Below are 11,459 nucleotides of genomic sequence, written 5' to 3'. Positions count from 1 at the left end.
TCACTGACGTCGCCGAGTGGATGGGCCACAAGAGCATCGACATCACATACAAGATCTACCGACACCTCCTGCCCGGCTCCATCAGCGCCGCCGCGGGAATGCTCGACCTGGGACTCGCTGCTTGAGCAACTCTGGGAGGCATAGGTGAACTCGAACAACTCGCCCGCGCCTAAGAGCTCGTAACACGATCATGATCGGGCCTTATTCAGCCGTCTCCAGCAGATGAGGGCGCAGGCCAACGAGACGAAGGCGTCCTGGAGTTCGGTTCGGCGTTCCCAGCGGACGGCGAGGCGTTTGAATTGGTGGAGCAAGGCGAAGGTCTGCTCGACCACGTAGCGGAGTTTGCCCAGGCCCTTGATGTTGAGGGTGCCCTTGCGGGAGATGACCGGCAGGATCCGGCGCTTGAGCAGCTCTTCGCGGTGGGTGTTGGAGTCGTAGCCCTTGTCGCCCAGGAGCGATTCGGGGCGGCGGCGCGGCCGGCCGGGGCGACCTGCGACGGGCGGGATGCCGTCGACAAGAGCGTCTGGGTGACGTCGTTGACGTTGGCCGCGGTGGTGACGACCTTGAGCGGGGTGCCGTGTCCGTCGCAGATCAGGTGGTGCTTGCTGCCCGTCTTCCCGCGGTCGACCGGCGACGGACCGGTGTCGGCTCCCCCTTTTCGCGCGAATGTGGGAGCCATCCACACACGCCCTGGACCAGTCGAGTTCGCCGGCCGCATTCAGCTCCGCGAGCAGAATGCGGTGCAGCTGGTCGAAGACCCTGACCTGCTGCCATCGTTCCAGGCGCCGCCAGCACGTCTGTCCCGAGCCGAACCCCAGCTCCAGAGGCAGCAGTTGCCAGGCTATGTCGTTGTAGAGGACGTACAGGATGCCCTGCAGGCACAGTCGGTCGCCACGGGCCGCGGCCCTGGCGACTTCTGTGGCCAGGGCGGCAGCAGTGGTTCGATCAGCGCCCACAAGTTATCGTCCACGATCCACGGCCGAGTGCTCACAGCATCCCGAACGCTCAAATCATCACATCGGTCACGCCCGACCAGAGCACTTCAACAAGGTCGTGTTACGAGCTTCTAGGGGTTTCCTGGTGTGGCTTGGTGCAGCAGGCGCTACCGCTCCAACTCGACGTCGAAGAACTTCAGCACCGACGTGACGAGCATGAGCCCGTAGACCGCATTGATCCGCGAGTACTGCGAGCGCGACACACCATGCGCACTCGGGTGCCTGCCGAACACGCGCGGAATGGGGTCGCCGTTCTTCGGCCAGTACTCGGCGTGCGCGTACCAGACCGGGGCGAACGTCAGGGCAACGCGCATGTCGTAGTCGTCCAGGTCGAACTTCGCCCGGCCCTTCTTGTTGAACGTGAGCTTCTTCCTGTCCGGCTCGTCGAAGTGGGCGCGCATCAGGCTGTCGAGCAAGTTGGCAGCGAGCGCCTGGGCCGGGTTGTTGTGTCCGTCGCGCAGTGCCGCCACACAGTCAAAGGCGAAGTTTCGCGACTCCTGTAGGTCGGGATGGTCAACATCCTCGATGACGGCTTCGCAGTCGTTGACGATGCCCTTCCACCGCCGCCCGATGATCTGGCGGCGACCAACGGCATCGGGCGCGTCCAGGAGAGCGCGAACGACCTTCGGGCCAGGAACCCACATCAGAGGTATGCCCTCTTCAAGAAGCAGCAGCTCGAACTCGTCGACTGTCGGCGTAGCGTCGTGCAGGTTGGGCGGGTAGATGCGCTCCTTCAAGGAGCCGAGCCCCTCGAAGACGCCCGCCCAGTACTCCCGGAAGTGCTCGTGCAGGGGTGCGAAGGTTTCGCCGAGCATGGCGTTCACGCACGCCGCTTCGGCCAGTTGCTTGCCGATGGCCTCGCCGATGCCGCTCGTCGCAATGACCGTCTCGGCCAACGGCCTCAACGCCTCAGCCATCGTGGTGCGGTAGTAGTCCGTCAGCGGCTGGAACGCGCGAGCCAAGCCGAAGGGATCAGACGCAGGCAGCTGGGAACCCTCCCCAGGCTGATCTACCTCGTTACTCATGGCCGCATGGTCGCACGCAGCTGATCGTGGGAGCGACCGATTACATCGGTTCGTCCACCTCGCACCGCAGCGGCGCATTGATGCGCTCGACTTACGACAACCGCCGGCGCGGGCTTGGAGCCCGACCATTAGAAGCACAAGGTCGGTCGACGACGCTGGTCGCGATCAGTCGTCGGGCGTGAACGTTTCTTGCGTGCCATCGGCGTGGGTGATGGTGATCTTCGCCGACTCCGTGATGTGCATCGTGTCGGACGCACCCACGAACACCTCGTTGAGGAAGCTGAACATGTACTCGGTGCGAGTGCTGTTCTCGTCCATGTGGACGGTGCGGATGTTCTCGGCGTTGGCAACCTTGGTAGCGCCCTCCTGGAGCCCGAGAGAGCTCACGATGATGCCGCCCGCAGCGCCAGTGTCGATGATGGTGTAGGCCAAGTGCGCTATCTGCCCTTGAGTCTGCTTCTTCGTGGTATAGCGGCGGCACTCGATGATTACGAAGCCTTCGTCACCCACCTTGACGCCCTTGCCGTCGATCTCCCACTCAGTACCCGAGCGCTCGCCGATGACCTTCTGCTTGTCCTCGACACGGTCAAGACCCAGCTTTTCGGCAATCTGATCGAGAAGGTAGACGGCTACCTCCTCGTACGACTCCCAACGCTTATCGGGGTTCGTCATCGTCGCCTCATTTCTATTTTTACGTTCGTACTATCTCCTATGATAGTTACGGCCTGCTATTTCAATGCATTCTTGAGCAGGCACCTCCCAATCCCACAGCAGCTCACAAGTCGTGCACCTCCAGCCGTCAGCCAGTCCCTGCCTAGTGGTCGGCCGAATCTACGTGCGGCGGCCGTCGTCGAGGTGTCACAGTATGGACATGCTCGTAAGCCCACTGCCCGGTGTCGACCGGAAGCACCTGCACGAGACGCTTGGCAAGGTGCATCAGAACGTCTCGAACCTCTTCACCAGCGGCCCGCATGAGTACTACGAGAGGCTCTTGGCGTATCTCGACTGGGCGGTCGACGGCGTTGGCCGGCTGGACACGCTCATCAGCAGCGCCGACCTTGACCGGCTCGTTCTAACCAAACGGCACGACCAGTTGCTCGCCGGGGTGGATAACTTCACCATCGGGACGACCCAGCGGCTCGTGAACCAACTGGTGTCCACCGAACTACGGCAGCGGACGGAAGCGTTCGGGGACGCCGTCCATACGCTCGGTCAAGAGTTGCAGCGGTGGCAACTGCGCGGAGTGCCGGTCGTGGCTGACAGCAGCTTCTACGTCCACCACCCCGAGAAGTTGGAAGAGACCGACTTCGCCGAGCTGCTGAGCGTCACAGAACACCCCGTTCACCTCCTGGTGCCGATGGTCGTGGTAGATGAGCTCGACCAGCTTAAGGAGAGCAAGGACAGGCACGTACGTTGGCGGGCGCGACACACCCTGTTCATCCTTGACGGGCTGTTTCAGGAGAGCACCGAAGACGCCATGCTCCGCAGGGCAGACGCTGAGGTGCAGCGCCACACGGGCGTACGACGCGGTGAAGTGACCGTGCAGCTCTTGCTTGACCCGCCCGGGCACACGCGGTTGCCGATCAACGACGACGAGATCGTCGACAGGGCGCTTGCCGTTCAACCGCTGTCGAGTCGTGAAGTGACCGTTCTGACCTATGACACCGGCCAGGCAATCCGGGCGCGCGTTGCTGGCCTCTGTGACCACAAGCTGAGCATGCCGGTCGGTGACGAGCCGGAGAAGCAGACGACCAACACGAAGAAGCCCCCGTCCAAGGGACGAGGGGTTCAAGTGCCAGCCGACCGCCAGGATGGACAGGCGGGTTCAAGCGCTAACGACTCAGTCTGTCGCTAGAAGCTCGTAACACAATCTTGTTGAAGTGCTCTGGTCGGGCGTGACCGATGTGATGATTTGAGCGTTCGGGATGCTGTGAGCACTCGGCCGTGGATCGTGGACGATAACTTGTGGGCGCTGATCGAACCGCTGCTGCCGCCCTGGCCACACTGGAGACGGCTGAAGAAGGCCCGATCATGATCGTGTTACGAGCTCTAAGTCGACACCGTTGCGTTAGCGCTGTCGGTGACGTCATCTCGTGTACTGGAGGTCTGCGGTAACCCGGACGGCAAGCCCGCGCTCATCTTCCCGGAGGTCCGTGACGGAGTTGTGGGTGACGGGAGCGTCTCGGCCGGGCTGACCGTGGTGGCAGGATGACGGCATGCATGACGAGCTTCGCGCGGCTCAGGCTGCGGTGTACGAACCGGGCGGCTTCGTCTGCTCGCAGCCGGTGCCCGAGGGGGAGAGCGCCGAGTACGGGGCGCACGCGTTCACCCTGGATGGCCTGGCCGTCAGGTTCCGGGTGGGGAAGACCACCCCGACGAAGGCGGGCCAGTTCGTCACGGTGTGGAAGAGGCCCGACGGTGGTGGCCCGATCCAGCCGTTCGGCGTCGAGGACCCCGTCGACCTATTCGTCATCAGCAACCGTGAGGGGAACCACCACGGGCACTTCGTCTTCCCGTGCGAGGTGTTGGGCGAGCAGGGCGTCCTCTCGCACGGCGGCGTCGGCGGGAAGCGGGGCTTCCGCGTCTACCCGCCGTGGGTGACGGCGACCAGCCGCCAGGCCCGCACCACCCAGGAGCGGCAGGTGCGGTACTTCCTGCCCATCCCTGCCGACGGCCCGGTCGACCCGGCCCGCGCCCGTGCGCTCCACTGCCCCTGAACCGGGGCACGGCCCAGGCGCGCACTCGGCTCAGCCGTAGGTGTCGCGAGGCCAGTGTCCGAGCCGGAAGACGGCCTCCGAAGGCAGAGGCTGGCCTTCGGTTGATCCGTCGTGGGGTATGTGCTCAACACCGTTGTGTGAGCGGCTGTTGAGGCTGTGTTCGAAGAACGTGACGGTGGTGTGGACGGTGTAGTTCTGGGCCTTCTGGGGGTGTTGTCCGGCGTTCGGGCCGTACTTGCTGGTGGGGTTCTTGCGGGTGCGGGCCTTCGCTCGTTGCCGTCGGTGGGCGGGCAGGAGGTCGCCCAGGGCGGCGTGGCCGATCGTGCCGACCAGGTCGATGAGGGGGCCGGGGAAGATTCCATGGCCGGCGATGACGGTGTCGGTTGCGGCGGTCAGCAGGACGGTGAAGCTGATCCGTTCCATGGGTACTCCTGGCCGTCCGGTCAGGGCGTCGTCGCCGGTGCGGATCAGAGCCTGGTGGGCGGTGAGCAGGGCGTAGACCTCCTGGTCGAGGCCATCGATGCTGCGGGAGCGCAGGACGCGGCCGTCGAGCATCGTGGCCTTGATCGAGGAATATGTAGTTTCCGCCTGCCACCTGCGGTGATAGAGATCAACGAGTTCGGCGGCCGGATACCGTTCGGGGTCCAGCAGGTTGGTGAGCAGCCGCCACTGCTTGGTGCAGACGGTGCCGTCGGCCAAGGTGACGGTGAGGGTCGCCTCGATCACGCGCACCGGCAGCAGGATCCGCAGGACGCCGTAGCCGATGCGGGCGATGTAGGAGCCGTCGCCCAGGTGCTGGGCGGGGGTGGGGACACGGCGGGCCCCGGAGCGCACCAGGAACTGCGCTCCGCTGTGATGGACCCTGTCAAGGAACTCGTTGCCGTCGAAGGCGGCGTCGGCCAGCAGGAGCATCGTCTTGTCCAGAGCACCCAGAAGCCGCTTGGCATAGGGGAGTTCGCTCGTCGACTCTGGTCCGAAGGCGGCGGCTATGAGCGCGCAGGTGCCGCACTCGACCAGGACCAGCAGCCGCAGGAGCGGGAGCGGGTAGCCGAATTCCAGGCTCTCCCCGGCTCGCTTGGGATAGCGCCAGGTGAGCGTCTCATCGTCGGGGGTGTGCAGCAGGGTCCCGTCGATGGCTACCGTGCGCAGGCCCCGGTAGAAGGACCCATCCTGCCCGGGGCGGGCGACGGGCCCAGCGAGCGTCTCGAACAGCCGCCGCAGAGGTGAGGCCCCCACCCTGCGCCGGGCCCGCGTCAGTGAGGAGACCGCGGGACGCACCAGGGCCAGCGGGGTCAGGGAGGCGGTCAGCTTGGACCACACCGTGCGGTACGAGCAGCGCTCGAACAGCGCGAGAGCGAGCACGAAGTACACCACCACCCGCGAGGGCAGCAGCCGCAGACGCCGCTCGCGCCGACCGGTCTCCTCCAGCACCGCGTCCACCAGCGCGAAGTCCACGACCTGGGTCAACTCCCCCAGATGGCCCGGCGCGAACACACCCCGGGCCGTCTCGATCGTGGACGTGATGACAGACTTCTCCGGCAACGGGACCCCTGACCTTGATCGACTTTCTTCGCCGATCGTTGATCTACCAGGTGGTCCCGTTGCGCTGTTCAGCAGGGCTTGACGTACAGCTCAGGGGTCAAACGCAACGGTGTTGAGCTCTAAGTGGGTGTTCTGCGGGTGTTCGGCAGAGTCGTAGTGCTTGAGGGCGGGTTGTCCGGTTCGAGGGCTTCCCGGCCGCAGCTGCCTCGCCGAGACCGGCCTTACGATCACCGGCCACCTCCCGACCCCACACCGAAAACCTCAGTAGGAGGCTCGGATATCGCGGGGTACGGCGTCGAGGTAGTCGGTGATGGCTCGGTGGTTCTTGGTGAGGCATTCGATTTTTTCGGCCATGCGGTCGCGTTCGTGCTCGAGCGTTGCGACCAAGTCTGGCGTGACGTAGGGCATGTGGATCGTGCGGGGGGTGTTCAGGCAGGGCAGGATCTGCTTGATGATCCGTGTGGGCAGCCCTGCGTCGAGCAGGCCTCGTACCTGGAGAACCCGGTCAACGACGTACTCCTCATAGTCCCGGTATCCGTTGGGCAGTCGATCTGACGCGATCAGTCCCTGCTCCTCGTAGTAGCGCAGCAACCTCACCGGAGTCCGCGTGTGCGTCGACAACTCACCGATCCGCATATCCCTCTCCTCGCCCTCTGTGGCTGGCGTCGTGTGACTCAGCGGACACCGAATTGACCCTCACACTAATGTCACCCTTCGATCATAAGGCCATGACACGAACACATGCTGTGCCATCTCCCTCGATAACGAACGCCCGGCTCCCACTGGCGGGTCTTCTGGCTTTGGCCGCCACCGGGTTCATTACGCTCCTGACCGAGACGATGCCCGCCGGGCTGCTTCCCGGGATGAGCCGAGACCTGGGTGTGAGCGAGAGTGCTGCCGGGCAGAGCGTCACCGTCTTCGCGATCGGGGCGATCCTCGCCGCGATCCCGCTCACCAAGGCGACGATCGGCTGGCCGCGCCGGCACTTGCTGCTGGTGGCGATCGCAGGATTCGCGATCGCCAACACCGTCACCGCGCTCTCCGAGAGCTTCGCACTTACGCTAGCCGCCCGGTGCCTCGGCGGCATCGTCGGCGGGTTGCTCTGGGCGCTGTTGGCCGGGTACGCGGTACGGATGGTTCCCTCACATCAGCGCGGCAAGGCAATGGCGATCGCGATGGGGGGCGCAATCGTTGCCCTGTCCGTCGGAGTTCCTGCTGCGGCGTTTCTGGCCAAGCTCGTCGAGTGGCGATACGCGTTCGGGATCATGACCGTCCTCACGCTCGCTTTGATCGTGTGGGTCGTCGCGGCGGTGCCGAACTTCCCCGGACAGCCCAAGGGCTCACGGCTCCCGCTCACCCGTACCTTCCGCATTCCCGGCGTGGCGCCCGTGCTCTTCGTGACCCTCACGTTCGTGCTCGCCCACAGCATCCTCTACACCTACATCGCCCCGTTCCTCAAGCCGCTCGGCATGGCTGGTCAAGTCGACGCCGTGCTGCTCACCTTCGGTCTGGTGTCGCTGGTGAGCATCTGGATCGCCGGAGCGCTCGTCCATCGGCGCCTGCGCCTCCTCATGATCCTCGCGTGTGTGCTCTTCGCGACATGCGCGCTGCTGCTCGGCGTCTTCTCCGGCGTGCCTTCGCTCGTCTACGCCAGCGCGGCGCTCTGGGGGCTCGCGTTCGGCGGCACCTCTACCCTGTTGCAGACCGCAGTCGCCGAAGCAGCAGGCGACGCCGGCGATGTCGCCCAAGCACTCCTCACCACCGGATGGAACGTCGGAATCGCCGGTGGTGGCATCATCGGAGGCATCGTCCTCAGCGGATTGGGTGCATCCTGGCTGAGTTGGGTCACGCTCGCACTGCTCGTCCCTGCACTCGCCACTGTGCTCGCGGCACACAAATACGGGTTCACCAAGGGAGAGCTCGGCAGCCGCTAAACCACCGCTGCCCCTGACTGAGTGGGTGTTCTGTGTTGTTTCGCTGGACTTCAGGTTGAGTTGGGGGCCGGGGTGGTCGGTGCGGGCCGGGCGGGGGTGAACAGGCCGGGTTCGGGTTCGGTGAGGATGTCGCGGTCGACCAGGCGTTTGAGCTTGGCGCGGACGCTCTCGGTGTGCCGCGGCTCGGTGCCGATGCCCAGGATCTCGCAGATCTCCTTGGCCCGGAGGCCGTGCCCGGCCTGGTCGAAGGCGGCGAGGACCTCGCGGTAGCCGGGCGGCAGCGGCTCGGGCGGTTCGATGCCGTCCTCGGCGGCCAGTTCCAGCATCGTCTCTCGGGTGATGTCCAGGCGTTGAAGGGTGCGTTCGGCCGCGGCAAGCTGTTCGGTCAGGAGCGCGATCTGCTCACGCAGGTGCCCGGCTGTCTCGCGTACCAGCTGCTGCCGGGCCTCGATCTTGTCCAGGAGATGCTTCATCGAGGCTCCTGCCCGTCGGGAGTGCAGGGTGCTGGGCGGGCGGGTCGCGCCAGGTCGTGGTGGTGGTGCGGGTCAGACGGCGGAGCATGACGCCGGTCATGGACCAGTGGATCCACGCCACTGAACTGGCCGGCCTGCTCTCGTAGTCACGCACGAGACGCCTGTGCAGCATGAGGGTGCCGAGCGTCTGCTCGACCACCCACCGCTTCGGCTCCGGCGTGAACCCCTTCATCCCCGGATCGCGCTGAACGATCTCCACGTCGATGCCGAGACGGGCGCCGTGCTCCACGACGGTCTCCTTGAACCCGGCGTCCACCCACGCCTTCGTCACCGCCGGCGCGGCGCGAGCGACCTTGTCCAGCAGGGCGGTTCCGATGGCGTTGTCGTGCACGCTCGCGGCGACGACAATCACGGCGATGACCAGGCCGAGGACATCTGTGGCGATGCCTCTTTTCCGCCCCGGGCTCCGTTTGCCCGGATCCAGCCCGGTCGTCTCCTTCGGCGCGTTCACCGAGGCCCGCACCGTCTGGGAATCCAGCACGACAGCGGTGGGGTCCTCGCGCCGCCGACGCATCCCCCGAGCCAGGCAGCGCAGCAGCTCGTGGATGGTCTCGGCGGTCCCGTCATCACGCCAGAGGCCGAAGTAGTAGTACACCGCACTCACGGGAGGCAGGTCATGGGGCAGGTAGCGCCACTGGCAGCCGGTCCTCGCCTGATACAGCAGCGCGTTCACGATCTCCCTCATCGCGTACTGGCCCTCGTGCCCGCTGGCCGAGGGATGCCTCGCCTTCCACGCAGTGATCACCGGCCGGACCAGCTCCCACGCCTCATCCGACAGGTCGCTCGGGTACGGCTCGCGTCCGTCCACACTCACAGCGCACCGCACCCCCGGCTGGCCGGGAAGCCCTCGAACCGGACAACCAGCCCTCAAGCACTACGACTCTGCCGAACACCCGCAGAACACCCACTAAGTACTGGCCACCACCGGCTCTGCCACTGCCTGTACCGGCATCACCCTCATGAGCCGCACGCGGAGCGATATCCCCGAACATCACGAAGGCTGGCGTGAGCGTCGCCCAGCAGATCTGGCTGCGGCCTGACAACTCGCAAAGCCGCGGGCTCCTGTCGGGTGAAGTCCTCTGAAATTGCGGGATGCTGCTTTGGCCAAGTAGTCAGGGGGCGTCATGGCCGTTCATGAGCTGCTCCACGGCAGCCAAGACGCCCCCCATCGCCGCTGGCGCGGCGGCTAGGTCAGCGAGGGAGACGGACGGCCACCCCTTGTAGCCATTCTCACGTTGCGTTGCCAGCTTCGTCTTCAGATCACCGGCGTCCGGCAGGGCATCGGCGAACGCGGACGCCACGTCGTAGCCGAGGTGGCGGGTGATCGACCCGAAGCTGAAGGCAAGTTCGACCTTGCCGGTGTCGTACAGCGACAGTGTCCAAACCGGGACCTGTCGGCCCCCGGAGGGGTAGTACACGGACAAACTTGGGTACTTGGCCATGCCGCCCTCTGAGCGCCCCTTGTCTGCCGCGTGATCCAACAGCGCTGCTGCCGCGGTTTGCAGGTCCAGGCTGGGCAGGCCGCCTATCGCGGCGTCCATGTCGGCCCGGGTGGTCCGCTGGCTGCTGCGGCGGCCAGAGGGAGATTTCGCCGCCGTGGCGACCTCACCGTGGATGCGCGGTACGAGGACGCGTAGGTCGCCGCTGCCCCGGTATTGCGTCAGCTCTACCGCGTACACCTCGGTCTGCCGCATCTGCCGGTTAAGGAATTCGACGATCGCCCGCAGCTCCAACGGGATGCGGTCGGCGACGAAAAGCAGCCGCATCTGCCCAGCCGCCAGCCGCTCCTCGACCGTCGTCCAGAAGTCCTCCGGGGACTGATCACCAAGCAGTTCCCCGTACGCCTCTTCCAAAGTCCTGTCGTCGAGCGCGCAGTTCCCCTCAAACGAGCGCTGCAGCAGCGCGGCCGGCCAGTAACGGGCACCGTTCGCGGCATAGTCGAGCATCTGTCCGACGACTTCCCGGCGTATCCGGGTATCGCTGGCCCGTTTGACCTCCACCAGCGTCGGCACACCATCGGCATCGACGAACAGATGGTCCAGCGAGAACGTCGTGCCGGCCTCCGGGCTCGTCGGAACTCCCATTTCCCGTGCCACCAGTACCAGCCGCAGGGGCCGGCCGTCGGCGAGCGAACCGAAGTCCAGGATGCGGGGATGCCGGGCGAGGAGTTCTTGGAACTCCGCCTCGGTCTCGAATCCTGCTGGCTCCATGGTCTGGAGGCCCTCACCGAGGACGAACACCGGCTGATCAGTCACCTGTCACTCCACCCCTTATAGACCTTCAAGTTCGCACCTCTGATCAATCCTCACTGCCGCACCGTTCATGCCAGATGCCCCGGCAGCTCGTGATGGTCGGTGCAGTCAGCCAGTTCGGCTGCCAATTGTGGCCTTGGACCCGAACACTCCGCAGGACCTGCCGGCTTCTCGTTGGGCCGGGGGCATTGCACCAGCGGCGTGATCAGTAGGGACGCCGGACATTGAACTGACGGGCGAGATACAGCAGCTGCCGGGGCGGGCCGACAATACTGGACTACTGGAGAGGTCGCGGGCTGGATAGAGGAGCAGGGGCAGTGTCTGGAACCAACACAGCTATGCGATCAATCCCATGTCCAAGACCTTCGCGGCGGCGCTGATGGAGCCGGGCAGGAGGTGTCGGTAGATCTTGTATGTGATGTCGATGCTCTTGTGGCCCATCCACTCGGCGACGTCAGTGA

9 protein-coding genes and 4 pseudogenes are annotated in these 11,459 nt (G+C 65.3%); 4 read left to right on the top strand and 9 right to left on the bottom strand.

All coding sequences use genetic code 11. The annotated features are described in order from the left end of the window. Positions 1-125: pseudogene (locus ACFQ7F_RS42930) on the top strand (site-specific integrase); the annotation flags it as partial. Positions 126-188: 63 nt separating this feature from the next. Here the strand turns inward: ACFQ7F_RS42930 and ACFQ7F_RS42925 are convergent. The 3 genes and pseudogenes from ACFQ7F_RS42925 to ACFQ7F_RS42915 all read right to left on the bottom strand — a co-directional run bounded on the left by ACFQ7F_RS42925 (position 189) and on the right by ACFQ7F_RS42915 (position 2,692). Next, positions 189-991 (bottom strand): annotated as a pseudogene (locus ACFQ7F_RS42925) (IS5 family transposase). 111 nt (positions 992-1,102) lie between these two features. Beyond that, on the bottom strand, positions 1,103-1,891 hold the full coding sequence (locus ACFQ7F_RS42920) for a hypothetical protein (RefSeq protein WP_383284096.1): 789 nt from the start codon (positions 1,889-1,891) through the stop codon (positions 1,103-1,105). Between the two features lie 294 nt (positions 1,892-2,185). Beyond that, complete coding sequence (locus tag ACFQ7F_RS42915; RefSeq protein WP_383284093.1) at positions 2,186-2,692, bottom strand: restriction endonuclease; 507 nt, start codon at positions 2,690-2,692, stop codon at positions 2,186-2,188. A 193-nt stretch (positions 2,693-2,885) separates the two neighbouring features. Between ACFQ7F_RS42915 and ACFQ7F_RS42910 the strand changes: the two genes are divergently transcribed. Both ACFQ7F_RS42910 and ACFQ7F_RS42905 read left to right on the top strand, forming a co-directional pair. Next, positions 2,886-3,875 (top strand): PIN domain-containing protein, encoded by a 990-nt coding sequence (locus ACFQ7F_RS42910; RefSeq protein WP_383284090.1) that lies wholly within the window; start codon positions 2,886-2,888, stop codon positions 3,873-3,875. A gap of 361 nt (positions 3,876-4,236) precedes the next feature. Then, positions 4,237-4,737: a MepB family protein gene (locus ACFQ7F_RS42905; RefSeq protein WP_383284088.1), complete on the top strand. Its 501-nt coding sequence runs from the start codon at positions 4,237-4,239 to the stop codon at positions 4,735-4,737. A 30-nt stretch (positions 4,738-4,767) separates the two neighbouring features. Here the strand turns inward: ACFQ7F_RS42905 and ACFQ7F_RS42900 are convergent, their stop codons facing one another. Then, positions 4,768-6,279, bottom strand: a complete 1,512-nt coding sequence (locus ACFQ7F_RS42900) for an IS4 family transposase (protein ID WP_383284085.1) — start codon at positions 6,277-6,279, stop codon at positions 4,768-4,770. Between the two features lie 261 nt (positions 6,280-6,540). Continuing rightward, the gene (locus tag ACFQ7F_RS42895; protein ID WP_383284082.1) at positions 6,541-6,915 is read right to left on the bottom strand and encodes a MerR family transcriptional regulator; all 375 of its coding nucleotides are present in this window, start codon (positions 6,913-6,915) and stop codon (positions 6,541-6,543) included. Between the two features lie 68 nt (positions 6,916-6,983). Here ACFQ7F_RS42895 and ACFQ7F_RS42890 point away from each other — a divergent pair, with 68 nt between their 5' ends. Next, positions 6,984-8,213: an MFS transporter gene (locus tag ACFQ7F_RS42890; RefSeq protein ID WP_383284099.1), complete on the top strand. Its 1,230-nt coding sequence runs from the start codon at positions 6,984-6,986 to the stop codon at positions 8,211-8,213. Between the two features lie 50 nt (positions 8,214-8,263). Here ACFQ7F_RS42890 and ACFQ7F_RS42885 read toward each other — a convergent pair whose 3' ends face one another. From ACFQ7F_RS42885 to ACFQ7F_RS42870, 4 genes and pseudogenes are all read right to left on the bottom strand, one after another. Continuing rightward, positions 8,264-8,686, bottom strand: a complete 423-nt coding sequence (locus ACFQ7F_RS42885) for a hypothetical protein (RefSeq protein WP_383284079.1) — start codon at positions 8,684-8,686, stop codon at positions 8,264-8,266. Between the two features lie 40 nt (positions 8,687-8,726). Further along, positions 8,727-9,554, bottom strand: a pseudogene (locus ACFQ7F_RS42880) (IS5 family transposase); the annotation flags it as partial. Positions 9,555-9,858: 304 nt separating this feature from the next. Beyond that, the gene (locus ACFQ7F_RS42875) at positions 9,859-11,001 is read right to left on the bottom strand and encodes a hypothetical protein (RefSeq protein ID WP_383284076.1); all 1,143 of its coding nucleotides are present in this window, start codon (positions 10,999-11,001) and stop codon (positions 9,859-9,861) included. Positions 11,002-11,334: 333 nt separating this feature from the next. Next, positions 11,335-11,459 (bottom strand): annotated as a pseudogene (locus tag ACFQ7F_RS42870) (site-specific integrase); the annotation flags it as partial.

Origin of the sequence: Streptomyces sp. NPDC056486 (genome assembly GCF_042795295.1) — a bacterium.
GTDB lineage: Bacteria > Actinomycetota > Actinomycetes > Streptomycetales > Streptomycetaceae > Streptomyces.
This window is presented reverse-complemented; position numbering and strand designations above follow the sequence as displayed.

Excerpts from the sequence above, each read along its gene's own strand:
- ACFQ7F_RS42895 (WP_383284082.1), bottom strand. The coding sequence starts at position 6,915 with ATGCGGATCGGTGAGTTGTCGACGCACACGCGGACTCCGGTGAGGTTG.
- ACFQ7F_RS42910 (WP_383284090.1), top strand. The coding sequence starts at position 2,886 with ATGGACATGCTCGTAAGCCCACTGCCCGGTGTCGACCGGAAGCACCTG.
- ACFQ7F_RS42885 (WP_383284079.1), bottom strand. The coding sequence starts at position 8,686 with ATGAAGCATCTCCTGGACAAGATCGAGGCCCGGCAGCAGCTGGTACGC.
- ACFQ7F_RS42905 (WP_383284088.1), top strand. The coding sequence starts at position 4,237 with ATGCATGACGAGCTTCGCGCGGCTCAGGCTGCGGTGTACGAACCGGGC.
- ACFQ7F_RS42890 (WP_383284099.1), top strand. The coding sequence starts at position 6,984 with ATGTCACCCTTCGATCATAAGGCCATGACACGAACACATGCTGTGCCA.
- ACFQ7F_RS42915 (WP_383284093.1), bottom strand. The coding sequence starts at position 2,692 with ATGACGAACCCCGATAAGCGTTGGGAGTCGTACGAGGAGGTAGCCGTC.